Genomic DNA, 24,267 nt, shown 5'->3' with positions numbered 1-24,267 from the left:
GCCGCTTTTTCTGGGGGGTAGAGTGAGGGTTCAGGCAGCCTGCGCGGGGCGTGGCGCGTCGGGCTGGTTTTCGGGCCGTGCCGCGTCGAAGGCCGGCAGCGATTCGCAGGCCTGCACGATGGCGCGCACGCGGGAAAACGGCGTCAGGTCGACCGCGTAACGCCGGGCGTTGTAGACCTGCGGCACCAGGCAGCACTCCACCAGCGACGGCGCCGCGCCCAGCGCGTAGTCGCCATGGCTGGCGCCCAACGCCGCCTCAAACGCGCGAAAACCTTCCTCGCACCAATGGCGATACCAGTCCTGCACTTGCGCGTCATCGGCGCCGAACTGGCTGCGCAGCTGGTTCAAGGTGCGCAGGTTGTTCAGCGGATGCATCTCGCAGGCCACCAGTTGCGCCAGCGCGCGGGCCTGTGCCCGTTGTGCGGGGTCGTCGGGCAGCAGGGCGGGCTCGGGGTGGCGCGCATCCAGGTACTCGATGATGGCCAGCGACTGCTGCAAGCGCAGGCCGTCGATTTCCAGCATGGGCACCAGGCCGAACGGCGCGATCTGGCGGTAGGCGGGCTGCTGGTGTTCGCCTTTGGCCATGTGCCAGGCGACCTGCCGATACGGCAGGCGCTTGATGGCCAGGGCAAGGCGGACCCGATAGGCTGCCGAGCTGCGCCAGTAGCTATGCAGGGTGGGGAGGGGCGTGTCGGCCATGGCGGCGTCCTGTTCAGGCGGTGACGGCGTGGCGGGCCGGGGCCAGCGGCAGCGGGCGGGTACCGGGAATGCGGACCTGCTGGTCGATGTCGCCAAACAGGCTGTGGCCGGCGTCGTCCTGCATGGCGATGCGCACCTGGTCGCCATGCTTGAGGAAGGGCGTGCGCATCTGGCCGTCGCGCAGTTGCTCGCGCACCCGCGCTTCGACCAGGCAGCACACGCCGACGGCATCGCTGGCGTTCGAGATGGTGCCGCTGCCCACGAGGGTGCCGGCGCCCAGGCGGCGGGTGCGCGCCGCGTGCGCGATCAGCTCGCCGAAATGAAACTGCATTTCCTCGCCGGCCTGGGGCTGGCCCAGCAGTTGGCCGTTCAACCACACCTGCATCGGCCGGTGCAGCTTGCCACCCCGCCAATAGGGGGCGAGTTCGTCGGGGGTGACCAGCACGGGCGACAGCGCCGACGCCGGCTTGCCTTGCAGAAAGCCAAAGCCCTTGCTCAATTCCGGCAGCACCACGTTGCGCAGCGTGACGTCGTTGACCAGGCCCAGCAGCACCACATGATTCAGCGCCGTGTCGGCGTTCACGCCCAGCGGCACGTCGTCGGTGACCACCACGATCTCGGCTTCAAGGTCGACCCCCAGGTCTTCGCTGGCGGCGGTGATCGGGTCGCAGGGGCCCATGAAGTCGTCAGAGGCGCCCTGGTACATCAGCGGGTCGGTGCGAAACGACGGCGGCATTTCGCCACCGCGCGCGCGCCGCGTCAGGTCGACGTGGTTGAGGTAGGCGGATGCGTCCAGCCACTGGTAGGCGCGCGGCAGCGGCGCGGCGCATTGGGCGGCATCGAACGGCTGGCCGGCGCCGCCGGCTTGCAGATCGTCATATTCCGCTTGCAGGCGCGGCGCGCAGCGGGCCCAGTCGTCCAGGGCCTGCTGCAAGGTGGCGGCGATGTGCGGCACGGGGCGCTGGCGGGCGAGCGCGCGGTCGACGACGACCAGCTGGCCGTCGCGGGTGCCGTGGTTCAGGGTGGCAAGTTTCATGGTCGGGTTCCGTGGTGATGGCGTCAGGCGGTGAGTTCGGCCCACATTTCGCGGTCGCGCTGAGCCGTCCAGACGCGCGGCTCGGTGATGCCGCTGGCTTCGTCGAAGGCGCGCGAGATGTCAAAGGGAATGGCGTGTTCGTAGATGACGACATGGCCGAATTCCGGGTCCATCACGCGGCGGGTGTCTTCGTAGACTTGCTTGAGGCCCTTGCCTTCGCTGACGCCCTGGCGGGCGCAGCCGTACAGCGTCTCTACCCAGCGCTTCGTGTAGCCGATGGCCTCGCGGCAGGCGTCGGGGTGCGTGAGCGCGGGGCCGCGCCCCGGCACCAGCTGGCGCGGCTGCAAGGCTTGCAGGGCATCCAGCGTGGCGGGCCAGTCGGCCAGGTAGGCGTCGCCGGTGTAGACGCCGGCATTGAATTCGACCAGGTCGCCGGAAAAACAGATGCCCTGCGACGGAATCCACACGATCGAATCGCCGCGGGTGTGGCCGGCGCCCAGATGCATCATGCGCACTTCCAGATTGCCCAGGTTCACGGTCAGTTCGCGCTCGAACACCACCGTGGGCCAGGTCAGCCCGGGGATGCCTTCGGCGGATTGGAACAATCGGGGAAAGCGGCCGATCTCGGAGTCCATGTCGGCCTGGCCGCGCTCGGCGATCAGCTCGTAGGTGCCGCGGCTGGCGAAGGTGTTGACGGCGCCTTCGGCGGCAAAGGCGGACGCGCCCAGCACGCGCACGGCGTGGTAGTGGGTCAGGGCGACGTGGCGGATGGGCTTGTCGGTGACGCCGCGAATCGCGCGGATCAGGGGTTGGGCCATGACCGGCGTGGCCGTCGCGTCGACCACCATCACGCAGTCGTCGCCGATGATGACGCCGGAGTTGGGATCGCCGTCGGCGAGATAGGCGTAGGCGTTGTCGGAAAGGCGGACGAAAGACGTTTTCTTTTCGGCTACGTCGGCCTGGGAGGCAAAAGGCTTGGTCATCGTGTTCCTGTATCGGGTGGGAATGAAGGGGTCAGCGGGTCTGGGCCTGGCGGGCCTGGCTGCTGGTGCCCGAGGCGCCGGGCCGCAGGCCGGCGGCCTTGTCGCGGGTCCAGTCGGCCAGGTCGTCATGGGCGCTGCGGCGCTTGCCGGCCACGTAGTCCGGGACGGGCAGGCGGGTGGTCAGTTCCAGCCGGATGCCGTTGGGGTCGAAGAAGTAGAGCGAGCGGATGAAGTGGTGGTCGGTCGGGCCGACCACCTCGATGCCCTGGGCCAGCAGGCGTTGGCGCATCCGTTCCAGTTCGGCCTCGCCGCGGATTTCCATGGCGAAGTGGTTGACCCAGCGCGGGGTCGCGGGGTCGGGCTGGCTCACGGCGTTGTCGCCCAGGTCGAAGAAGGCGATGTGCGAACGGTCGGCGAATTCAAAGAACAGGTGCACGAAGGGGCAGTGTTCGCCGGTGGACGGCACCCGTTCTTCCTTGACCACATGCACCAGCGGCAGGCCCAGGATGTCTTCGTAGAAATGCCGGGTTTCCTCGGCGTCGCGGCAGCGCCAGGCGAAGTGGTGCAGGCCCTGAATGGGCGGGCAGGCGGCGTCGGGCCGCGGGGTCTCAATGGGATGCGTCATGGCGCCGTCTCCGTGGGTCAAGGGATGTGCAGGGCAGGCGGTTCGAGGCGCGCCGCGAGGATTTCATCGACGGCCGACTGCACCCGGGCCGCGTCGTCCACGGCTTCGATGAGCAGCAGCGACAGCCGCGCCAGGCTGTCGCGCTGGTCCACGGGGTCGGGCTGGTCGGTCAACGCGATCAGGCGTTCGAGCAGATCATCAAGCTGTTGCTGTGAGGGCGGCATGTAGCGGGTCTCCGGGGAAATGCTGCAGGCCGTGGGCCGGGGCAGCGGGGAACGTCGGGCTGGCGGCCTGGCCCAGCGCAGCGTCGAGCCAGGTCGTGATCTGGGCGGGGGGCACGGCCTGCGCGTCGCCCGCCGCCATGACGTGCTGATCGGGGCGCACGAGCCAGGTGGCGCCGTCCAGGGCCACGCCAAGCTGATGCGCCAGCGCGGTGCGGCCGCGCGCATCGCACAGCGGTCCGACCGTCACCCAGCGCAACCGGCCATCGGCGTGCGTTGCGCCTGTGGCGTCGGGCGGCAAGGCATCGCCGAATACCAGCGCCGTGAACCAGGGGCCCAGCAACGCATGCAAAGACAGCCCGTCCGCCTGGCGCAGCACGATGTTGGGCAGCGCGCGTCCGGCGTGGGCGTGGCTGCCGCGCACCAGCGGCGACGGGGGGTACACCGCAGGCATGCACAGGCGGCCGGTGTTGATCAGGCGGGCGGCGGCCTGGTGCTGCGGCGCGAGCGCGATGATGGCCTCGCGCCACAGTGCGGCCGATCGGGCGGCGCCCGGATACACGAAGCGGGACGAGCGCCGCGCCTGGCGGATGTTTTCCATGGCCGCGTGCTTGCGCTCGTCGCTGTAGCTGTCCAGCAGGCAGGCATCGGCGCTCCCTTGCAGCAGCAGCGCCAGCTTCCAGCCCAGGTTGTCCGCGTCCTGGATGCCGCCGTTGCCGCCGCGCGCACCAAAGGGCGCGACCAGGTGGGCCGAATCGCCCGCGAACAGCACGCGGCCATGGCGCAGGCTGTCCAGGCATTCGTGGCGGTAGGCCCAGACGCCGTGCCACGCGATGTCGAAATCGACCGGCTCGCCCACCAGGTCCAGCACGCGCCGGCGCATGCCGGCTTCCGTTGCCGCCGCCTCGGCGTCTTCGTCGGGCCGCAGCTGGAAATCCAGCCGCCAGGTGTCGTCGGCCATCTTGTGGCGCCAGACTGCGCGGCCATGGTTGCTGCCCGCGTCCAGCCAGGTCCAGCGTTCTTCGGGCCAGGCCGTGCCGCGCAGGACGATATCGATGATGATCCAGCGGTCTTCGGTGCGGTCGTAGACGCGCGGTTGCAGGCCCAGCATGCCGCGCACCGCGCTGTGCGCGCCGTCACAGGCCACCACCCACTGGGCGCGCGTGGCGTAGATGCCGTCGGGCGTCTGCACGCGCAGCGTGCCGGGGCCATCCGTACCGGGTTCGACGCCGACGACGGCATTCAACCAGCGCAGGTCGGCCAGCGGCTCGCGCTGCAAGGCGTCGACCAGGAAGGTCTCCAGATAGTATTGCTGCAGGTTCACGAAGCCGTTGTGGCGCATGTCCGGCTGGTCTTGCAGCGTGAACGACGCCACCGCCTTGTCGCGGCACAGCACGCGCCCGACGTTCCAGCGCACGCCCTTGTCGACCACCGCGCCGGCCATGCCCAGCCGGTCGAAGATGTCCAGCGTGCGCTGGGCCCAGACCATGCCGCGCGAGGCCAGGCCGCGCACGCCCACCGTGTTGTCGTCGTCCAGCACCACCACGGGAATGCCGCGGCGCACCAGGTCCAGCGCCAGCGTCAGGCCGGAAAGCCCGGCGCCGACGATGGCGACGGGATGCGGCTCGGCGCGCGGGCCGTCCATCTCGGCGGGCCGGATGTAGGGGTAGAGGGGAAGCTCTGTCATCGTTTTCCCTAGTGCTCTGTGGCACGGCGTGTTTGTCTCAGGGCCAAACTCTAGAAGCGCCGCGCGGGCCCGTCATGTCCTCACGGAAGAGGACACACGGACGGCCGGGGTTGACCGTAGAATCGGGAAAAACACGTCCGTACGAGGACCCAGAACCATGGAAGAGACAAGCACGCCGCTGGCTGCGGCCGGGGGGACGGACCAATGGGCCGCGTCCGCCGTGATGGACCTGGGCGGGCCGATGTTCCATGCCGCGCTGCTGCTGGCCCTGCGCGAAACGGTGGCGGCCGATCACGTGGCCCATGTGTTCTATGGTCACGACGGCTCGGTGCAGTATTCGTCGGCCGCCAGCCTCTTGAACCAGTCCCTGATCGAATGGACCACCAACGTCTACGTCGATGACCAGTTCTATCGTCGCGATCCCAATTACGCGCTGCTGCGCGACCTGGCCTGTCGGCCAGAAGGGCAGCCGGACCTGATCATCCAGACGCCCGCGCCCGGTCACATCCTGGATGCCGAGTACCGGCGCCTGCTGTTCGAACGGCCCGGCTTTGCCAGCAAGATTTCATTGATCGGCGCGCGCAGCGAAGGCATCAGCTACCTGAACTTGTATTTTTCGCGCACGCATTCGGCGGACGTGACCGACCTGATGCGCGGCCGCGCGCCGCTGCTGATCGCGTTGGCGCGGCGCCATCACCAGCTCTGTCGGCGCGAGGCCGCGCCGGCGCCCGTGGCGGCCTGGCCGGCCGACCTGTCGTTTCGTGAGATCCAGGTGGCGAACCTGCTGCGCCAGGGCCACACGGCCAAGGAAGTGGGCCGCGCGCTGGGTCTGTCGCCCACCACGGTAGTGACCTACAAGAACCGCATCTTCAAGAAGAGCAAGGTCGCCAGCCTGAAGGAATTCCTGGTCAAGGCGCCTGGCGATCACGTTGCCAGGTAAGTGTGGCGATCCCGTCATATTTCAGAATTTTCCAATTCCCCATGATCTGCCCGGTGTTCAAACTTGAAGTCCGAAAATGCCTTCGAAACCTGGGAAGTGAATAGTGAAAATCAACGAATACTGGGAATTGGTCGAGAAAGCGCGCAAATCGGCCGACGATCCCGCTGACGCGCACGCCGTCGCCGAGAGCTTGAAGGAAATCATCAAGACGATGGATCTTGAAAGCATCAAGGGTGTGGCCAATGCCTATACGCAATTGACTCGTGCTGCCTACAGCCTGCAGCTGTGGGGAGCTGCCTATGTGATCAATGATGGTTGTTCCGACGATGGCTTCGACGATTTCATCGGATGGCTAATCGGGCAAGGAAAGAAGACCTACGAGATGGCGTTGGCGGACCCTGATTGGTTGGCCGAGGTCGAGGTGGAAGCGGACGATGCGTATTGCGAGGATATGCTTGCCGTGGCCACGCAAGCCTACAAGGAATTGACGGGTGGCTATCCGACGGACTTGAAGGAATTGACGGGTGGCTATCCGACGGACTTGACAGTTTTTCCGCCTCCCGAGTTGGGGCCCATTTGGGATTTCGACGACGATAAGGAGATGCGCCGCCGTTATCCAAAGTTGTGCAAGAAGTTCATGTAACGTGACGCGCGATCACGCGGGGAATCGCCTTGTGTCGTGCAATTCCCCGCAGCGTCTTTCACGCCATCTTCGCGTACAGCCGGATCAAATCATCGAACGACGCAGCGACGGGCATGAACCAGCCGTCGTCGATGAAACCGTCGACCAGGGCGTCGACGTCCTGGCCTCGGACATCCAGGTCTTCGTATTCCGAGGCCATCTCGCCATCGGTGTACATGATGTGGCCCAGGTGCTTGCCCTGGCTGATTTCGACGTAGGTACAGAAGTCGCCGCCCAATCCCAGCACCGGGGCGAAAGGCAGGAAGGCACGGTTGTGAAAGCCCATTTTCGGGGTCAGCAGTGCCAGGTCCAGGTGCGGGTTGCCATTGCCGATGCCGAAAAACGTATTCATGTCGGCCAGGGCGGGCGACACGCCGGCCCGGTGGGCCTGATCGAAATCGAAGTCGAAGCGCAGGCCGTTGCTGCGCGCCAGGAATGCCTTGTAGCCGTCGGAAAAACGCGTTTTCCAGGCTTGCTCGTAGGCCTGGATCGCGGCGCTCTCGGCGCCGGGGAACGATTGCAGGATCTTGTCCGAACGCAGGAATTTCTCTAGCGGGTCCATGGGGTGGAAGTCCTTTCGAGGGAGGGCGCGGGAATCCGCCGGGCAGTCAGCCGAACAGCAGCCCCAGAATAGCGTGCCTTGTGGGTCACCGGTGTTTCACGATTTTTCACAAATCCCCCACAAATGGCGGCGGATCGCCACCCCGCTTTCTCCCTATGATCCCAAGCCGCCGGCTGTCGGCGCCTGGGCCTTCAATGTTCAAATTCTTCGTTCGATTCTTCATCGTGGTCGTGATCAGCCTGTGCCTGGCGTACCAACTGGTGGACAAGGGCCTGGGCAAGCTGTTCAAGCCGACGGTGGACGAGATTGCCTACCAGTCGCTACGCGGCCAGGTCTACGAGCTGCACCAGCGGCTCGATGGCGTGGCGCCGGCCGAGCGCGAGGCCGTGCTGCGCGAACAGGTGTTGCCGCATTACGGCCTGCTGCTGCGGCTGCTGCGCCAGGACCAGGTCCGGCTGAGCGGCAACGAACGCGAGCAGCTGGAAAGCCAGGGCTTCGTGATGCGCGACGAATACAACACGCACCTGGTGCCGCTGCCCGGCGAGCCCGCGCAATGGCTGGAGGTGCGCCTGCCGGGCGAGGGCCTGGTCGATACGGTGCTGACCTGGACGCTGTGGACCTTTCTGACGGTGATGGTGGGGGTGGGGCTGCTGGCGTTGTGGGCGCTGCCGATGTGGCGCGATATGGACCGGCTGCGCAATGCCGCGGTGCGAATGGGCCAGGGCGAGCTGGACATGCGGGTGCATCTGTCGCGCATCACGGGCATCCGGCACGTGGGGGAAAGCTTCAACGCCATGGCCAGCCGCATCGCCACGCTGATCGAGAACCAGCGCAGCCTGACCAACGCGGTGTCGCATGAATTGCGCACGCCCTTGGCGCGGCTGTCGTTCGAGGTGGACGTGCTGGATCGCAGCGGCTTGCCGCGCGAGCATGGCCGCGTGCTGCGCGACATGCGCGCCGACATCTCCGAGCTGGAAAGCATGGTGGCCGAGCTGCTGGTGTATGCGCGGCTGGAGCGACCCGCCGACGATGCGGTCAAGCAGGAGACCGTGGATACGCGCGATTGGCTGGGCGAGGCGCTGGCCCAGGTAGCGCACCAGGCCGATGCGCGCAACGTGCGCTGCGTGGTGGTGCAAGGGCATCCGCCGCATGTCAGCCTGAACCCGCGCTACATGAGCCGCGCCCTGTTGAACCTGGTGCAGAACGCCGTGCGCTATGCACGCGGCCGCATCGAGATCATGCTGACGCACGGTCCGCAAGGCGGTTTCGAGCTGATCGTCGATGACGACGGGCCGGGCATTCCCGCCGAAGACCGCGACAGGGTCTTCGAACCCTTCACCCGCCTGGATGAAAGCCGCGACCGCGGCACGGGCGGCGCGGGCCTGGGGCTGGCGATCGTGCAGCGCGTGGCGGCCAGCCACCGGGGCACCATTCAGGTGTTCGACAGCCCGCTGGGCGGCGCGCGTTTCGTGCTGCGCTGGGCGGCGCCCGCGGGCGTGCCGGAATAATTGCATTTTGATCGCAGTCCGAGCAAAAATGGCGCTTGGCATCGGGGGCTTCCCCGGCCGACTCTCTTTCCCATAACGAGAACGCCATGAGACATTTCCTGCCCGCCCTGGGCGCAGCCCTTGTTTTTTCCCTTGGCAGCCAGGCCGCCCTGGCCCAGCAGGCGCCCGCCGCGCCGGCCGCTGCCAAGCCGCCCGCGCATGATCCGTTCTTCTGGCTGGGCGAGATCAACAAGGCCACGGCGGTGATCAACACCGATGAAGGGCTGCTGGACAAGTCCATGGCGCCGCGCCTGGCGGCAGGCGTGGCCAAGGTGATCAACGACGGCAACCAGCCCGGCGCCAAGCGGCCGGCCAGCGTCATCACGTTCGAACCGCTGCTGATCAAGGCGGCGGGCGAAGACGTGACGCTGCTGCACGCGGGCCGTTCCAGCCAGGACATGCACGCGACCTACCGCAGCGCGATCCTGCGCGACAAGCTGCTGGAACTGGCGGACCAGCTGAACGCCACGTCCACCACGCTGGTGGAACTGGCGGCCAAGCACGCCGGCACCATCGTGCCGAACTACACCAATGGCGTGGCCGCGCAGCCGAACAGCTACGGCCACTATCTGCTGGGCCAGGCGGCGGGGCTGGCGCGCGATGCCCAGCGCATCCGCGAAGCCTATGTGCGCATCGACCGTTCGCCTATGGGCACCACGGTGCTGAACGGCACCAGCTGGCCGCTGGACAGAAAGCGCATGGCGCAATACCTGGGCTTCACGGCGCTGGTGGACAACGCCTATGACGCCTCGCAGATCTCGTCGATGGACCAGCCGGTGGAAGTGGCGTCCATCGTGACCAGCATCGCGCTGCGCACGGGCAATTTCGTGGAAGACGTGATGACGCAGTATGCGCAATCGCGTCCGTGGATTCTGCTGGAAGAGGGCGGCGGCAATACCTATGTGTCCAGCGCCATGCCGCAAAAGCGCAACCCGGGCTTGCTGAACGACACGCGCAGCGATGCGTCGACGGCGGTGACGCTGGCGATGGGGCCGGTGATCCAGACGCACAACATCACCCCGGGCATGAGCGACCCCAAGGACGTGAAGCAGAATTCGGCGATGGTCGACAGCGGCATTTCGGCGCTGAAGCGCTGGGACCGCGTGCTCAAGGCCATGGTCATCAGCCCGGACCGCGCGCTGGAAGAACTGAACAGCGACTGGACGGCTTCGCAGGAGCTGGCCGACGTGCTGATGCGCAAGTACAAGCTGCCGTTCCGCGACGGCCACCACTTTGCGTCGGAAGTCGTGAGCTACGCCAAGACCAACAACATCAAGCCGCTGGACTTCCCGTATGACCAGGCACGCCGTATCTACGCCGAGGCGATGAAGGGGTCGAAGTATCCGAACGAACTGCCGATGAGCGAAGCCGAGTTCCGCTCGACGCTGGACCCGGTGGCCATTGTGAAGAACCGCGCCACCAGTGGCGGCCCGCAGCCGGCCGAGATGGACCGCATGATCAAGGAAGCGCGCGAGCAGTTGGCGTCGCAGGACAAGTGGATCAAGGATCGCCGCGCCCACATCGCCGATTCGCTGGCCAGCCTGGACAAGGCGTTTGACGCACTGGTGGCCAGCGCGCCGAAAGAGCAGGCCAAGTAAGTCAGCGGCATTCCATCGAATACCCGCAGCGCAACTGATCGGGAATGTCCTGCCCCTGCGCGGCATCGCGCAGGTCTGCCGGCACGTCCCAGCTGAACAACTGCGCGGGTCCGTTGTTGCCCACGGGCCGGGCGTAGATCCACAACCGGTCGCCTGCCCACGAAAAGGCCATGGCGCTGACGCTGTAGTCCTTGGGGGCGCGCAGGTTGAGCCGCATCTTTCCTGCGGCCATATCCATGACCACCACGGTGGTGTCGGCGCCGCTGACGGCAAGCAGGCGGCCGTGGGCGCTGCGCGCCGCGCTGGAAGTGTAGTAGACGGCCGGGGTTTCCAGATCGAAGCGGGCCTGGCCGGTGGCCAGGTCGATGGCGCGCAGGCGCCGGCCGTCAGGCGTTTCGGACAGGGCCAGGGCCCAGTTGCCGCGGCGGCTGCCGAAAAAGAGCTTGTCGGCGGTGGTCTTGAAGCTGGCGGCTACCTGGGCCGTGGCCGGATCGATGCCGTAGCCGTCGCGGTCGGCGCCCCAGAACAGGCCATCGCCGAATTGAATGGCTTCGCTGTAGCGCCACGGCAGGGCCTGTTCGAGCGCGTCGCTGGCGGCGCGGCGCAGCGACGCATCCCAGGGGCGCTGGCTCCAGCGGCCCTGGGGCGTCATGGTGTACAGCGTGTCGCCCACGCGCAGCGCGACGCCGCCACGGGCCGGCAGGGTCCAGTCGTCGATGCGGCGGTCGGGCATCGCCGTTGCCAGCGCGAACGGCGTGGCCTGGCGCTGGCCGGGCCGCCAGGTGAGCAGGACGGCTGAGCCGTCTTCACGCAGGCCTTGGCCCCAGACCTGGCCGTCGGCAGCGATCTTCAAGGTGCGCGCCATGCCGAAGCCCGCGGGGCCGTTTTCGCGATCGATGGCGGTGCCGGCGCGCGGAACGTAGCGGTGCACGGCGGCGCCCGACGCCAGCAGGCTGCCGTCGGGCAGGGCGATCAGGCGCCAGCTGTCGTTGTCGTAGCGGCGCAGGTCGGATTCGTCGGCCGGCAAGGGCGTGCCCGGCAGGGGGGTTTCCGGCAACGCGGCGACGGCGGGGGCGGGCTGTGTGGTGGCGGCGTCCGCGCCGCGCGCATAGGCGTCGAAGTACGCCTGCATGATCCGGTCGGCATCGCCCTGGGGCAGGGCTTGCAGCCGCTGCGTCAGGCTGTCGATGTAGCGGTCCAGCGCCGGATCGGCGTGTTCGACGGTCTGCGCGTTGCGTTCGATATGCGGGTCGGGAAAGCAGGCCACGCCGATCATGCAGCTTGTCATGCGGAAATGGCGGGTCACGGTGGTGGCCGCGCCGCCGTACCAGACCAGCGTCAATGGCGCGCGGCCGGCCAGGGCAGAGACGTCCATGACGGTGCCGTAGTCGGCCTGGGTGCGGCGGGATTTCTCGCGTTCGCGCTCGAACGACCAGCGCGCCACCGGCTGCGAGAAGAACGGCAGCGACTTGATGGCTTCGTCGGCATAGTCGGGCTGGCGGGCGATGGCCTGGCGGAAGGCGTCGCGTTCGTCGGCGGTGATGACGCCCGCGGCCAGCGCCTTGTCCAGGACCGGGGTGGCGTGGCCGCTGGCCTGGTCATCCAGCGCCTGCTTCACGGCGGGCAGGTGGCGCGCCGCGACCTGCGCCCAATAGAACTCCATGGCCGAAACGGGGGCGCTGTCGTCGCGCTGGCTGAAGCCGCCCAGGCCTGGGTCAGACAGGCCTTTTTCAAGGTCGGCCTTGACCGCCGCGTAGGGCTGGGGAATCAGGTAATAGCGGCCGTGGACGTAGGTGGCGCCCGGCGCGGGCTGCATCAGGATCGGGGTGGCGTCGGCGGCGGCCGACGCGACCAGTGCGGCGCTGGCCAGGCCAGCCTTGATGCCGCGCAGCGCGCGAGGAAATGCCATGGAGGAGTCCGTCGGTAGGGGGCTGCGGCAGAGAATACCGCAGCCCGGACCTTAGAACCCGACGCGCGGCACGTGCACGCGGCCTTCCATCAGCACGCGGGCGCTGCGGCTCATGATGGCCTTGGTGACGGTCCATTCGCCGTCGACCAATTGGGCCTCGGCGCCCACGCGTAGCGTGCCCGACGGGTGGCCGAAGCAGACCTGGTCGCGCTGGCCGCCGCCGGCCGCCAGGTTGACCAGCGTGCCGGGCACGGCGGCGGCGGTGGCGATGGCGACCGACGCGGTGCCCATCATGGCGTGGTGCAGCTTGCCCATGGACAGCGCGCGCACCAGCACGTCGATATCACCGGCGCCGATGGGCTTGCCGCTGGACGCGGTGTAGGCCTTGGGGCCGGCCACGAAAGCGACCTTGGGGGTGTGCTGGCGGGCGGCGGCTTCTTCCAGGTTCTTGATCAGGCCCATGCGCAGCGCGCCGTGCGCGCGGATGGTCTCGAAGCGGGCCAGCGCGGCGGCGTCGCCGTTGATGTCGTCCTGCAGTTCGGCGCCGCTGTAGCCCAGGGCGTCGGCATTCAGGAAGATGGTGGGAATGCCGGAGTTGATCATGGTGGCCTTGAAGGTGCCCACGCCGGGCACTTCCAGGTCGTCCACCAGATTGCCGGTGGGGAACATCGAGCCGCCGTCGCCTTCTTCGGCCGGGTTCATGAATTCCAGCTGCAGCTCGGCGGCGGGGAAGGTCACGCCGTCCAGTTCGAAGTCGCCGGTTTCCTGCACGGCGCCGTCGGTGATGGGCACGTGGGCGATGATGGTTTTCTGGATGTTGGCCTGCCAGATGCGCACCACGGCGATGCCGTTCTGCGGTACGCGGGCGGGGTCGACCAGGCCGTTGGTGATGGCGAAGGGGCCGACCGCGGCGGACAGGTTGCCGCAGTTGCCGCTCCAGTCGACGAAGGCCTGGTCGATCGAGACCTGGCCGAACAGGTAATCCACGTCGTGGTCGGGGCGGGTGCTCTTGCCGACGATGACGGTCTTGCTGGTGCTGGAGGTGGCTGCGCCCATGCCGTCGATCTGCTTGCCGTAGGGGTCCGGGCTGCCGATGACGCGCATCAGCAGCGCGTCGCGGGCCGGGCCCGCCACGCGGGTGGATTCGGGCAGGTCGTCCAGCTTGAAGAACACGCCTTTGCTGGTGCCGCCGCGCATGTAGGTGGCGGCAATCTTGATCTGGGGTGCGTGGGCCATGGGGCAGTCCTGATGTCTTGAATGTGGGCGGCAGGCGCGCCGGGCGCCCGCCTTGATGAGGGTTGCGGGAATCAGCCGGCCTGCTTGGCCGAGCCGGCGGATTCGGCCTCCAGGAAGTCTTGCGCGAAGCGCTGCAGCACGCCGCCGGCTTCGTAGATGGAGACTTCCTCGGCCGTGTCCAGGCGGCAGGTCATGGGCACTTGCAGGGTTTCGCCGTTGCGCCGGTGCACGACCAGCGTCAGGTCGGCGCGCGGCTTGCGTTCGCCGACCACGTCGTAGCTTTCTGTGCCGTCCAGGCCCAGCGTCTTGCGGTTCACGCCCGGCTTGAATTCCAGCGGCAGCACGCCCATGCCGATGAGGTTGGTGCGGTGGATGCGTTCGAAGCCTTCGGCGGCAATGGCTTCGACGCCGGCCAGGCGCACGCCCTTGGCGGCCCAGTCACGCGACGAACCCTGGCCGTAGTCGGCGCCGGCCACGATGATGAGCGGCTGCTTGCGGTCCATGTAGGTTTCGATGGCTTCCCACATGCGCATCTCTTTGCCCTCGGGTTCCACGCGCGCAAGGGACCCCTGTTTGACCGTGCCGTCCGCGTTCTTCACCATTTCGTTGAAGAGCTTGGGGTTGGCGAAGGTGGCGCGTTGCGCCGTCAGGTGGTCGCCGCGGTGGGTGGCGTACGAGTTGAAGTCCTCTTCGGGCAGGCCCATCTTGTGCAGGTATTCGCCCGCGGCGCTGTCCATCAGGATGGCGTTGGACGGCGACAGGTGGTCGGTGGTGATGTTGTCGCCCAGCACGGCCAGCGGCAGCATGCCGCGCAGCGTGCGCGCGCCGGCCAGCGCGCCTTCCCAGTACGGCGGGCGGCGGATGTAGGTGCTTTGCGCACGCCAGGCGTACAGCGGGCTGACGCCGGCCTGGCGTTCGTTCTGGATGCCGAACATGGGCGCGTAGACCTTGCGGAACTGTTCGGGCTTGACGGCGGCCTTGACCGTGGCGTCGATCTCGGCATCGGTGGGCCAGATGTCCTTCAGGCGGATTTCGCGGCCGTCCGCGGTGGTGCCCAGCACGTCGCGTTCGATGTCGAAGCGGATGGTCCCGGCGATGGAGTAGGCCACCACCAGCGGCGGCGAGGCCAGGAAGGCCTGCTTGGCGTAGGGGTGGATGCGGCCGTCGAAGTTGCGGTTGCCGGACAGCACCGCGGTGGCGTAGAGGTCGCGGTCGATGATTTCCTGCTGGATCATGGGGTCCAGCGCGCCCGACATGCCGTTGCACGTGGTACAGGCAAACGCCACCACGCCGAAGCCGAGCTTTTCCAGGTCTTCGGTCAGGCCGGCTTCGTCCAGGTACAGGGCCACGGCCTTAGAACCAGGCGCCAGCGAACTCTTGACCCAGGGCTTGCGGGTCAGGCCGGCGCGGTTGGCGTTGCGCGCCAAGAGGCCCGCGGCGATGACGTTGCGCGGGTTGCTGGTGTTGGTGCAGCTGGTGATGGCGGCGATGATGACGGCGCCGTCGGGCATCAGGCCGGGCTGGTTTTCGACCACGCCGGAAATGCCGCGTTCGGCCAGGTCGGCCACCGGCAGGCGGCGATGCGGGTTGGACGGGCCGGCCAGGGTGCGCACCACGGTCGACAGGTCAAAGCGCAGCACCCGTTCGTATTCGGCGGTCTTCAGGCTGTCGGACCACAGGCCCGCGGTCTTGGCGTAGGTTTCCACCAGCGCGATCTGCTCGTCTTCGCGGCCGGTCAGGCGCAGGTAGTCGATGGTCTGCTGGTCGATCGAGAACATCGCGGCGGTGGCGCCGTATTCGGGCGCCATGTTCGAGATGGTGGCGCGGTCGCCCAGCGTCAGGCTGGCGGCGCCTTCGCCGTAGAACTCCAGGTAGGCGCCCACGACCTTTTCCTTGCGCAGGAATTCGGTCAGCGTCAGCACCACGTCGGTGGCGGTGATGCCGGGTTGGGCGCGGCCGGACAGTTCGACGCCGATGATGTCGGGCAGGCGCATCCACGAGGCGCGGCCCAGCATGACGTTTTCGGCTTCCAGGCCGCCCACGCCGATGGCGATGACGCCCAGCGCATCCACGTGCGGGGTGTGGCTGTCGGTGCCGACCAGCGTGTCGGGGAATGCCACACCGTCTTGCGTGTAGATCACCGGCGACATCCGCTCCAGGTTGATCTGGTGCATGATGCCGTTGCCCGGGGGCACGACTTCGATGTTGCGAAAGGCCTGCTTGGTCCAGTCGATGAAGTGGAAGCGGTCTTCGTTGCGGCGGTCTTCGACCGCGCGGTTCTTCTCGAAGGCATCGGGATCATTGCCGCCGTATTCCACGGCCAGCGAGTGGTCGACGATCAACTGCACCGGCACCACCGGGTTGACCTTGGCGGGGTCGCCGCCCTTGTCGGCAATGGCGTCGCGCAGGCCGGCCAGATCGACCAGCGCGGTCTGGCCCAGGATGTCATGACAGACCACGCGGGCCGGATACCACGGAAAGTCCAGGTCGCGGCGGCGTTCGATCAGCTGCTTGAGCGCATCGGTCAGCATCGCGGGGTCGCAGCGGCGCACCAGGTTCTCGGCGTGCACGCGCGAGGTATAGGGCAGGCGGTCATACGCGCCGGGCGAAATGGCGTCCACGGCGGCGCGGGTGTCGAAGTAGTCCAGGCGGGTGCCGGGCAGGGGCTTGCGATAGGATTTGTTCATGCCTCGGTGCGCTTCAGGTTGCCCTGAGCGATCTGATTTTCGATGTTGAGACGGGATGCGCGGATGTGACGGCGCATCAGGAGTTCAGCCAGCTCGCCATCGCGGTCGGCGATGGCGTCAAGAATGCGGTGGTGCTCGGCATACGACTGCCGGGGGCGATTCGGGGTGGTCGAATACTGGATGCGGTACATGCGCGCCAGTTGGTAGAGCTCGTCGCAGAGCATGCGAAACAGCATGTCGTTGCCGCTGCCTTTGACGATGCGGTAGTGGAAGTCGTAGTCGCCCTCCTGTTGGTAGTAGCCGATGCCCGCCTGGAAGGCCTCGTCTTTTTCGTGGGCTTGCAGCACCTGGCGCAGTTCTTCGATTTCCGCGGGCGGCATGCGGTCGGCGGCCAGGCGGCAAGCCATGCCTTCCAGGGATTCGCGGATTTCATACAGCTCGGCCAGCTCTTTGGGGCTGAGCGACACGACGCGTGCGCCGGCATGCGGCACGCGCACCAGCAGTTTCTGGCCTTCCAGCCGGTGCAGGGCCTCGCGCAGCGGGCCCCGGCTGACGCCATGGATGCGCGCCAGTTCCGGTTCGGAGATCTTGCTGCCGGGGGCGATTTCGCCTTTGACGATGGCGGACTGGATCTTGCGGAAGATGTGTTCCGCCAGGGTCTCGTTATCGCCAGGCTCGGCGCTGGGTAGCGTCAGCACTTTGCTCATTGTGTCAACAATCTGGTCTTTATCTGGGCGAAAACCCGGTGTAAGTCGCCGTTGGGCGATGGATTGTCAACAATTTACCCGCGAGGCGGGGTGGGTGCAAGCCCTGGTTTTGCATGCGGCGTGACAAATAGAATGTTATTACATATCATTATTGTCTGGCCGTTGATCCCGCTGGCGCGAGATCGGGGCCTGCATTCCCCCTTCCTTCCGGAGCCCCGCATGAAAGTCCTTTCCTCTCTCAAAGACGCCAAGACCCGCCACCGGGACTGCCAGGTCGTCAAGCGCCGCGGGCGCATCTACGTGATCTGCAAGTCCAACCCGCGCTTCAAGGCGCGCCAGGGCGGCGCAAAAAACAAGTAACGGCGCATCGTGCAATCGAACGTGCTTGACGTTGCCGTGGTGGGCGCCGGCCCCGCCGGGATCGGCATGGCGATCGCATTGGCGCGGCACGGGGTGCGGCGGTGTGTGGTGATCGACCGGCACCAGGTGGGTGCCTCGTTCCTGGCGTGGCCGCAGGAAACGCGCTTCATCACGCCGTCGTTCTACAGCAATCCGTTTGGCCTGGCGGACTTGAATGCCGTGACCGAGACCAGTTCGCCGGCTTTGTCCGCGGGCATGGAACACCTGGACGGTCCGCGTTATGCGCAATACCTGGAACGGGTGGCACAGGCGCATGAGGTGCCTTTGGCGCTGGGGTGCGATGTGACCGGACTGACGCGCGGGCCGCGCGGCGAGTTTCGGCTGGACACGTCCAAGGGCACGGCGCTGGCGCGGTCGGTGGTGTGGGCGACGGGCGAATACCAGTATCCCGACCTGCGGCCCTTCGCGGGGGCACAGGGTTGCGTGCACTACGCCGAGGTGGACAGCTGGTCTGCTTTCGATGGCGACGAATACCTGGTGATCGGCGGCTATGAAAGCGGCGTGGATGCGGCCGTGAACCTGGTGGCCGGCGGTGCCCGCGTGCAATTGCTGGCGCGCAAGTCGACCTGGGACCCGGCCAGTCCGCACGACCCCAGCCTGTCGCTGTCGCCATACAGCCGCCAGCGGCTGTACCAGGCATTGGACAGCGGCCGGCTGCAGATCGCGTTCGGGGTCAATGTGCTGGAGGTGCGGCACGAGGCCGCGGGCTTCGTGGCGTTGGCCGAGGACGGCCGCGTGTTTGCCAGCGCGCACGAGCCGATCCTGGGCACCGGTTTTCTGCGGGGCGGCGGCGCGCAGTTGATCCGTGAATGCTTCGACTGGACGCCCGATGGCCGGCCCATATTGAGCGCGCATGACGAATCCACGCTGACGCCCGGCCTGTTCCTGGCGGGGCCGCAGGTGCGGCAGGACCGCCGCATCTATTGCTTCATCTACAAGTTCCGCCAGCGCTTTGACGGCGTGGCGCGGATGGTGGCGCAGCACCTGGGCCTGCCTGCGCAAGACGATGCGCCCGCAGCGGGTGCCTGGGGCCCGTTCGGCAACGCGGATTGCTGCGATGACGCCTGCGAATGCTGACACGGTAGTGCTGGCCGGGCTGGAGAATGCGGGCAAGTCGGCGCTGTTTCGCAGCCTGACGGGCCAGGCGATCGGCGACGAGAACAACGTGCCGGGTTCCACCGTGGCCTGCCGCGAGGCCTGGCTGCGCGACACCGGCACCCGGCTGGTGGATACGCCGGGCGTGCGGTTGCGCGAAGACAGCGCCGCCACCCGCCTGGCCCTGGCACGGCTGACGCCCGCCGCCGTGGTGGCGGTGGTGATGCGCGTGACCGATGCGCCGACGCGCATGCGTGAACTGCTGGCCGCGCTGGCGGGAACGCGGCGCGTCTGCGTGGTGCTGACCTTTGCCGACAAATGCGACAACGGGCCCGCGTTGGCCGCGCGTTGCGGCGCCGCGCTGGGTGTGCCGGTGGCGGCCATCAACGCCCGCGCACCCGCGGCGCAGGAACTGGCCGCCGTGCATGCGGCGCTGGCGGGAGCGGTCTTGCTGCCCGCCGCACCCGCGCCGCTGGTGGCCTGGCGGGCCGCGGGATTGCGCCGACCGCAGCGCACGCCGTTCGACCACGCGCGGTTGGGTGCGTGGTGGGCATTGCTGGCGCTGCTGTCGATGTTTGCGTTGCCGGTGGTACTCGCCTACCTGCTGTCCGGATGGCTGCAACCCTTGGCCGATGCCGCGCTGGTGCAGCCGCTGACCCACGCCCTGGCAGCCACGCCGGCCGCGTTGCAGACGGTGCTGGTCGGCAGCTATGGTTTGGTCAGCCTGGGGCTGTATTCATTCATCTGGGCGTTTCCAGTGGTGGCGCTGATCGGCGTGTCGATGGCGCTGTCCGAAGAAAGCGGGCTGAAGGACCGCATGACCGCGGCGCTGGACCCGGCGCTGCGGCATATCGGCCTGAGCGGACGCGACCTGATTCCGGTGCTGTCGGGCTTTGGCTGCAATGTGGTGGCCACGTTCCAGAGCCGGGGCTGCTCGGCCTGCACACGGCGTGCCTGCGTCAGCCTGATCGCCTTCGGTTCGGCGTGCAGTTACCAGATCGGCGCGACGTTGTCGGTGTTCGGCGCGGCCGGGCGGCTGTGGCTGTTTGCGCCGTACCTGTTCCTGCTGTTCGCCGTCGGCGCCGCGCACACGCGGCTGTGGCATGGCGCGTTGCAGGCCGATGCCGCCGCGCCGCTGTCCGGCCAGGCGTATCTGCAATGGCCCTCGTGGCGCGGGGTGGCATGGCGTCTGCGCGCCGTGCTGGCGCAATTTCTGAAACAGGCGATGCCGGTGTTTCTGCTGATCTGCCTGTTTGCTTCCTTGCTGCAAGGCATGGGCGCGATCCAGGCGCTGTCGTCGTGGCTGGCCGCGCCCATGGCGGCGCTGGGCCTGCCGGCGCAGGCGGCGGGCGGGGTGGTGTTTTCGCTGTTGCGCAAGGATGGCCTGCTGGCGCTGAACCAGGGGCAGGGCGCGCTGCTGGCACAGCTGAGTGCCGCGCAGACCTTCGTGGTGGTGTGGCTGGCGTCCACCTGTTCGGCGTGCCTGGTGACGCTATGGACCGTTGGCCGCGAATTGGGGGCGCGCCATGCGTGGGGCCTGGCCGGGCGGCAGGCGGCGACGTCGCTGGTGTCGGCGTGGGTGCTGGCGCAGGTGTTGATCTGATTCTCTCGCGCCGGACGTGGCGATGTGCTCGCCGACGCACCGGCCATGACCTGTCTGGAGACCCTGAAATGATTCCTGAGACCTATGCCCAATGGCATCGTTGCATTACGGTGGATTGCGGCATTGCGCTGACCCCGGATTTCATCGCGCAACGCCTGGCGGCGCTGGCGGATGCGCAATCGCAAGAGAATGTGCGCTTTCGCCGGCTGTATGGCGACGCGCATTGGCAGCGCGTGCGCAAGTGGTTCAAGTTGGCCAACGACCCGGCGACAGCCTCAAGGGGCGTCGACGGATAAGGACCCGCGGCCGGCTAGCGCCAAGGGGCGGGCCGGCGCAGGTAAAAGCATGATTACGGACCGGTGTCCGGATAGTTCGGGCCGGCGTCGCGGAAGCCGCCGCTGCTGTAGGGGTTGACGGCGCCGGGATGCGGCGGGCCGCCAGGGCCCAGGGACGAACAGCCGCCCAGGATAAGCAGGGCGGCCAGCAAAGCCAGCGCGCGTGTCGTGGTGGGTTTCATGGTGATCTCCGGCGGCTGCCCCTCGGCGGCCGCGTACAGCCTATGGTTGCGCTTCCAGTTTACGCCTGTGTCAGGGTTTGGGCACGATGCCGTGGCGGGCCATCAGGGTCAGGTTTCCGCCTAGCCGCGGGTCCTTGAATGGCCCGTCGGTGTGCATGGCGTCGAAGTCGCGCGGGTCGGCGGCATGCTGGCGGTAGAACTCGACCCAGCCGCTGCTGCCGTGTGGCCGTTCGGCCTCTTGCGCCGTGCCGGCGCGCTGGGCGAACCAGGCGCTGTCGCGATAGCCATCTGCCACGCGGCGCGCCAGCCGGCCCAGTGCGCCATCGCGGTACGTGTACCAGTCGTGGCCGGACTCGTAAGCCAGTTCGGCCATCATGACCAGCGGGGCGGCGGCGTAGTCGTGATAGTGCAGGGCGCGGCGGCCGCGCGCCATTTCCATGGGCAGGCTGCCGTCGGGCTGGATGTCGTCCACGCCCTTGCGGTAAATGGCCTGCGCGCTGTGCAGCAGGTCGGCATCGTGGGTTGCCACCGCCGTGGCCATGATGCCGACACCGGTCCAGTAATAGTGGTTGTTGCGCTTGTGCCGGGCATCGTCCCAGTAGGCCAGGTTGGCGCGGGACAGTTGCTTGAGCCAGGGTTCGATGACGCCGCGCTGCGCCGGTGTAGCCAGCGGCAAGGTCTTCAGGTAGGCCAGGGCAGCGGCGCCGTGGGTCCATTGACGCAGGTAGTCGGGCTGGTCATTGTTGTCGCGGATCATCTGGCCCAGCATCGCGCCATCTTGCGCCCATGCGGCCAGCCAGGCCTGGGCGCAGCGGCCGGCGGCGGCGTCGTTGTCGGCCAGGTAGGCGTCGGACATCGTGGCGATGCGCTGCGCATAGTCGTCCAGGGGACGCGTCTGGGCGCGGTTGCGGGCTTGCAGCCGGGGATCGATCTTTGAGTGGGCGGCGTCGGTGTAGTAGCCCGTGCCTTGCAGGTCGCGCGGCCCGGGGGGCGGTGTCGTGCACTGCGGCGTCGCGGCCAGCGCCTGGACGCCCGGCAGGGCCAGTAGCAGGCAGGCCAGGTAGTACGTGCAAGGCGAGCGTCGGCGCGGGGCGGCCGGTATCCGGTTGTCGCGGGCGGGGCGTGGCGGATGGGTCATTGCGGTTGCCGTTGTTGGCGCCGGCGGGTTCTTGAGGACAAGCTGATCCGGAGGCTGGCTGATCAGGAATAGACACCGCCGCGTCTGGAAAGTTGCGTGGCCGCCCGTCCGCCGCGCGGCGGGACCGGCCTAACGCCGCAATTGTGCATCGATGAATTCGATGATGGCCTGGGTCTCTTGATTGTCGGCGCCCACGTCCGAATTGATCTGGCCGTGGTCGCGGGCGACGGGTAGCACCTGGGCGTGGCCGCCCTGCGCGGTGAGCCGGTCGGCGTATTCCTGCGTGCGTTGGCACGAGAAGCGCCGCAGCGTCGAGCACACCAGCAAGGTGGGGGGATTGGGGCCGCTCAGGTGTTCGGCGGGCGATGCCGGCAGCCAGCGGGCAGGATCGGTGCCAAACGCGTCTTCATAGAACGAAGCGTGTTCCTTGGACATGATTTCGGGCAGGTCGAAGGCGGCGCCGTCCAGGATGACGCTGGCCAGCCACGGGTGAGCGCCCGTGCGTTGGCGCATGGCGTCGTCGGCGGCCAGCAAGGCCAGCAGATGGCCGCCGGATGAATGCCCCATGAGCAGGATGCGGCTGGGATCTGCCTTCCAGGCCACGGCCTGCCGTTGAATCCAGGCGACGGCCAGGCCCAGGTCTTCCGCCTGGGCTTCGGGCCGGGCCGCGGGCAGCATGCGGGTATTGACGGAGACGACCACGAAGCCCAGTGGCAGCCAGCGGGCCAGTTTTTGGTCGATGACGACGGGTTCCGCCTTGTCGCCGTAAAGCCACGATCCGCCGTGCACCATCACCAGGATGGGCGCCGCTGCGGGCGACGCGGCGGCCGTGTCGGGAAGGTAGACGTCGGCCAGCTACGCGGCATCTGGGCCGTAGCGCAGGTCTTTCTGGGGGGCGGCCAGACAGATGCCGGGCAACGTGCAGGCCAGCGCAAGCGCACAGAGAAATCGGATCGCCTGCATGGTAGGCCCGAAGGGAAAGGGATACCGGATAATGTAGCTTTTTGCCGGCCTTCCTGCCCATGTTCAAGCTGTTTTCGCGGCTTTGCGATGCCCTGTTGCTTGCCGCCGCCGCGGCCCTGTTCGGCGCCTGCCTGACCGCCAAGTTACAGACTGGGTCGTACGGCCTGGCGATTCCCGATGCGCCCTATCTGTACGAGCGGTCGGACTTCTTTCTGGATGCGTCATTCGCCGGGCTGGCAGCTTGGCTGGCGCTGGCTGTGGCCGAACGGTTTACGCCGTTGGGCCGGTCTGCCAGCGGCCGCGCCGCGGCCGGCATGGGGGCGGCGCTGCTGGCCATTTATCTGGGGCCGCCGGCCCCGATCGTGTTCGGCAACACCTGGGCGCGCTGGGAACCGACCTTTGAATTGTTCCTGGCCCAGTGGGATATTGCGTTGCCGCTGGCGCTGGCGGTCGTGGCTGCGCGCCAGGGCATTCGCAAGCTGGCGTCCGTCATTTACCCGCGCAGCACCCGATCCAGTTCCAGCACCGTCTGATACAGCACGCGCGTGCCGTCCAGCAATTGGGCCGGTTCGATCCATTCTTCGGGGCAGTGGCTGCGGCCGTTCAGGCAGGGAATGAAGATCATGCCGATGGGGCCGGTGGGCGCCATGTAGACGGCATCGTGGCCCGCGCCGCTGGGCAGCCGCATGCTGGCGTAGCCCAGCTGGTCGGCGGCGGCTTTCACCGCGTCCATCACCAGCGGCGCGCAGTCGGTGGGCTGGGCGCGGCTCAGCTGGGTGAAGCCGGCGGTCAGGCGCAGCGCCTTCAGGTCATCGGCCACCGAGGCCATCAGCGTTTCGGGAAATACGTCCAGCACCGCATTGCTGTCGCTGCGCATTTCCAGCGTCAGTTCGACACGGCCGGGCACGGCGTTGGCGGCGTTGGGCGTCATGGCCAGCTTGCCCACCGTGGCCACCACGTAATGCGGATTGCCGCTGGCGGCGCTGGCCTGGCGGCTGGCGGCGTCGATGAGGCGGGCCGCGCCCACCAGGGCATCGCGGCGGATGTCCATGGGCGTGGTGCCGGCGTGGTCGGGCTGGCCTTCGACCACGATCTGCACGCGGCGGATACCGACGATGTTGGTGACCACGCCGATGGGCAGCTGGCGGCTTTCCAGCACGGGGCCCTGTTCGATGTGCAGTTCGACGAATGCCGCGGTGCCATGCGCGCCGCGCAAGGGGGCGTTCAGCGCGGCCGGGTCGCCGCCGATGCGCGCGATGCCCTGCGCCAGCGTTTCGCCGTCGGGGTTGCGGGCGGCCAGCATGTCGGCGCTGAGCTGGCCGCTGAGCGCGCGGCTGCCCACACAGGAAATGCCGTAGTCGCTGGGTTCTTCGGACAGGAAGTCGATGACTTCGAAGTCGTGTTCCAGTTCG

24 protein-coding genes are annotated in these 24,267 nt (G+C 67.7%); 9 read left to right on the top strand and 15 right to left on the bottom strand.

The genetic code is table 11. The features are described from left to right. Positions 1 to 30: 30 nt before the first annotated feature. The 6 genes from maiA to U858_RS0115880 are packed head-to-tail and all read right to left on the bottom strand — an operon-like array spanning position 31 to position 5,251. A complete protein-coding gene (maiA, locus tag U858_RS0115905; RefSeq protein ID WP_025138136.1) occupies positions 31 to 699 on the bottom strand; it encodes a maleylacetoacetate isomerase in 669 nt (222 codons plus the stop codon). Positions 700 to 712: 13 nt separating this feature from the next. Next, positions 713 to 1,735, bottom strand: a complete 1,023-nt coding sequence (locus U858_RS0115900) for a fumarylacetoacetate hydrolase family protein (protein ID WP_025138135.1) — start codon at positions 1,733 to 1,735, stop codon at positions 713 to 715. A gap of 23 nt (positions 1,736 to 1,758) precedes the next feature. Beyond that, positions 1,759 to 2,718 (bottom strand): MBL fold metallo-hydrolase, encoded by a 960-nt coding sequence (locus U858_RS0115895; RefSeq protein ID WP_025138134.1) that lies wholly within the window; start codon positions 2,716 to 2,718, stop codon positions 1,759 to 1,761. Positions 2,719 to 2,749: 31 nt separating this feature from the next. Continuing rightward, positions 2,750 to 3,343, bottom strand: coding sequence for a VOC family protein (locus U858_RS0115890; protein ID WP_025138133.1), 594 nt, complete (start codon positions 3,341 to 3,343; stop codon positions 2,750 to 2,752). A gap of 17 nt (positions 3,344 to 3,360) precedes the next feature. Beyond that, positions 3,361 to 3,567: a hypothetical protein gene (locus U858_RS0115885; RefSeq protein ID WP_025138132.1), complete on the bottom strand. Its 207-nt coding sequence runs from the start codon at positions 3,565 to 3,567 to the stop codon at positions 3,361 to 3,363. Continuing rightward, the gene (locus U858_RS0115880; RefSeq protein ID WP_025138131.1) at positions 3,542 to 5,251 is read right to left on the bottom strand and encodes an FAD-dependent monooxygenase; all 1,710 of its coding nucleotides are present in this window, start codon (positions 5,249 to 5,251) and stop codon (positions 3,542 to 3,544) included. Before U858_RS0115880 ends, U858_RS0115885 begins: the two co-directional genes overlap by 26 nt. Positions 5,252 to 5,408: 157 nt before the next feature. On the opposite strand from U858_RS0115880, the gene U858_RS0115875 reads away from it, so the two are divergent. Together U858_RS0115875 and U858_RS0115870 are read left to right on the top strand one after the other, a co-directional pair. Continuing rightward, positions 5,409 to 6,191 (top strand): helix-turn-helix transcriptional regulator, encoded by a 783-nt coding sequence (locus U858_RS0115875; RefSeq protein WP_025138130.1) that lies wholly within the window; start codon positions 5,409 to 5,411, stop codon positions 6,189 to 6,191. Positions 6,192 to 6,294: 103 nt separating this feature from the next. Beyond that, the gene (locus U858_RS0115870; protein ID WP_025138129.1) at positions 6,295 to 6,834 is read left to right on the top strand and encodes a DUF4240 domain-containing protein; all 540 of its coding nucleotides are present in this window, start codon (positions 6,295 to 6,297) and stop codon (positions 6,832 to 6,834) included. A gap of 58 nt (positions 6,835 to 6,892) precedes the next feature. On the opposite strand, the gene U858_RS0115865 is transcribed toward U858_RS0115870, so the two are convergent. Further along, entirely contained in the window at positions 6,893 to 7,435 is a 543-nt protein-coding gene (locus tag U858_RS0115865; RefSeq protein ID WP_025138128.1) for an SMI1/KNR4 family protein, read from the bottom strand. A gap of 194 nt (positions 7,436 to 7,629) precedes the next feature. On the opposite strand from U858_RS0115865, the gene U858_RS0115860 reads away from it, so the two are divergent. Together U858_RS0115860 and U858_RS0115855 are read left to right on the top strand one after the other, a co-directional pair. Beyond that, positions 7,630 to 8,943 carry an ATP-binding protein gene (locus U858_RS0115860; RefSeq protein WP_025138127.1) on the top strand — a complete coding sequence of 438 codons (1,314 nt, stop codon included), beginning with the start codon at positions 7,630 to 7,632 and terminating at the stop codon, positions 8,941 to 8,943. An 86-nt stretch (positions 8,944 to 9,029) separates the two neighbouring features. Further along, positions 9,030 to 10,580 carry an argininosuccinate lyase gene (locus U858_RS0115855; protein WP_025138126.1) on the top strand — a complete coding sequence of 517 codons (1,551 nt, stop codon included), beginning with the start codon at positions 9,030 to 9,032 and terminating at the stop codon, positions 10,578 to 10,580. A gap of 1 nt (position 10,581) precedes the next feature. Here U858_RS0115855 and U858_RS0115850 read toward each other — a convergent pair whose 3' ends face one another. From U858_RS0115850 to U858_RS0115835, 4 genes are all read right to left on the bottom strand, one after another. Then, positions 10,582 to 12,489: a hypothetical protein gene (locus U858_RS0115850; RefSeq protein WP_025138125.1), complete on the bottom strand. Its 1,908-nt coding sequence runs from the start codon at positions 12,487 to 12,489 to the stop codon at positions 10,582 to 10,584. Positions 12,490 to 12,540: 51 nt separating this feature from the next. Then, complete coding sequence (gene prpF / locus U858_RS0115845; protein ID WP_025138124.1) at positions 12,541 to 13,725, bottom strand: 2-methylaconitate cis-trans isomerase PrpF; 1,185 nt, start codon at positions 13,723 to 13,725, stop codon at positions 12,541 to 12,543. Positions 13,726 to 13,796: 71 nt separating this feature from the next. Beyond that, positions 13,797 to 16,412: a Fe/S-dependent 2-methylisocitrate dehydratase AcnD gene (gene acnD, locus U858_RS0115840; protein WP_025138123.1), complete on the bottom strand. Its 2,616-nt coding sequence runs from the start codon at positions 16,410 to 16,412 to the stop codon at positions 13,797 to 13,799. Next, a complete protein-coding gene (locus tag U858_RS0115835; protein ID WP_025138122.1) occupies positions 16,409 to 17,119 on the bottom strand; it encodes a GntR family transcriptional regulator in 711 nt (236 codons plus the stop codon). Before U858_RS0115835 ends, acnD begins: the two co-directional genes overlap by 4 nt. Before the next feature lie 219 nt (positions 17,120 to 17,338). Here U858_RS0115835 and ykgO point away from each other — a divergent pair, with 219 nt between their 5' ends. The 4 genes from ykgO (at position 17,339) to U858_RS0115815 (ending at position 20,533) form a co-directional block, all read left to right on the top strand. Then, on the top strand, positions 17,339 to 17,479 hold the full coding sequence (gene ykgO, locus U858_RS0115830; protein ID WP_025138121.1) for a type B 50S ribosomal protein L36: 141 nt from the start codon (positions 17,339 to 17,341) through the stop codon (positions 17,477 to 17,479). A gap of 21 nt (positions 17,480 to 17,500) precedes the next feature. Further along, positions 17,501 to 18,616 (top strand): NAD(P)/FAD-dependent oxidoreductase, encoded by a 1,116-nt coding sequence (locus tag U858_RS0115825; RefSeq protein WP_232786551.1) that lies wholly within the window; start codon positions 17,501 to 17,503, stop codon positions 18,614 to 18,616. Further along, complete coding sequence (locus tag U858_RS0115820; RefSeq protein WP_025138119.1) at positions 18,597 to 20,237, top strand: nucleoside recognition domain-containing protein; 1,641 nt, start codon at positions 18,597 to 18,599, stop codon at positions 20,235 to 20,237. The genes U858_RS0115825 and U858_RS0115820 overlap by 20 nt, the downstream gene beginning before the upstream one ends. A gap of 68 nt (positions 20,238 to 20,305) precedes the next feature. Then, positions 20,306 to 20,533, top strand: a complete 228-nt coding sequence (locus U858_RS0115815; protein WP_025138118.1) for a hypothetical protein — start codon at positions 20,306 to 20,308, stop codon at positions 20,531 to 20,533. A gap of 53 nt (positions 20,534 to 20,586) precedes the next feature. Here the strand turns inward: U858_RS0115815 and U858_RS35350 are convergent, their stop codons facing one another. The 3 genes from U858_RS35350 to U858_RS33750 all read right to left on the bottom strand — a co-directional run bounded on the left by U858_RS35350 (position 20,587) and on the right by U858_RS33750 (position 22,747). Then, positions 20,587 to 20,754 (bottom strand): hypothetical protein, encoded by a 168-nt coding sequence (locus tag U858_RS35350; protein ID WP_115596977.1) that lies wholly within the window; start codon positions 20,752 to 20,754, stop codon positions 20,587 to 20,589. Between the two features lie 70 nt (positions 20,755 to 20,824). Continuing rightward, on the bottom strand, positions 20,825 to 21,892 hold the full coding sequence (locus U858_RS0115805) for an alginate lyase family protein (RefSeq protein WP_025138117.1): 1,068 nt from the start codon (positions 21,890 to 21,892) through the stop codon (positions 20,825 to 20,827). Positions 21,893 to 22,021: 129 nt separating this feature from the next. Beyond that, on the bottom strand, positions 22,022 to 22,747 hold the full coding sequence (locus tag U858_RS33750) for an alpha/beta hydrolase (RefSeq protein ID WP_255358794.1): 726 nt from the start codon (positions 22,745 to 22,747) through the stop codon (positions 22,022 to 22,024). 167 nt (positions 22,748 to 22,914) lie between these two features. Between U858_RS33750 and U858_RS0115795 the strand changes: the two genes are divergently transcribed. Continuing rightward, the gene (locus U858_RS0115795; protein ID WP_025138116.1) at positions 22,915 to 23,388 is read left to right on the top strand and encodes a hypothetical protein; all 474 of its coding nucleotides are present in this window, start codon (positions 22,915 to 22,917) and stop codon (positions 23,386 to 23,388) included. On the opposite strand, the gene U858_RS0115790 is transcribed toward U858_RS0115795, so the two are convergent. Next, on the bottom strand, positions 23,349 to 24,267 hold a 919-nt coding region (locus U858_RS0115790; RefSeq protein WP_025138115.1), incomplete at its 5' end, for a hydantoinase/carbamoylase family amidase. The two genes, U858_RS0115795 and U858_RS0115790, sit on opposite strands and share 40 nt — an antisense overlap.

This window comes from Achromobacter sp. DH1f, from assembly GCF_000633435.1.
GTDB lineage: Bacteria > Pseudomonadota > Gammaproteobacteria > Burkholderiales > Burkholderiaceae_B > Achromobacter > Achromobacter deleyi.
This window is presented reverse-complemented; position numbering and strand designations above follow the sequence as displayed.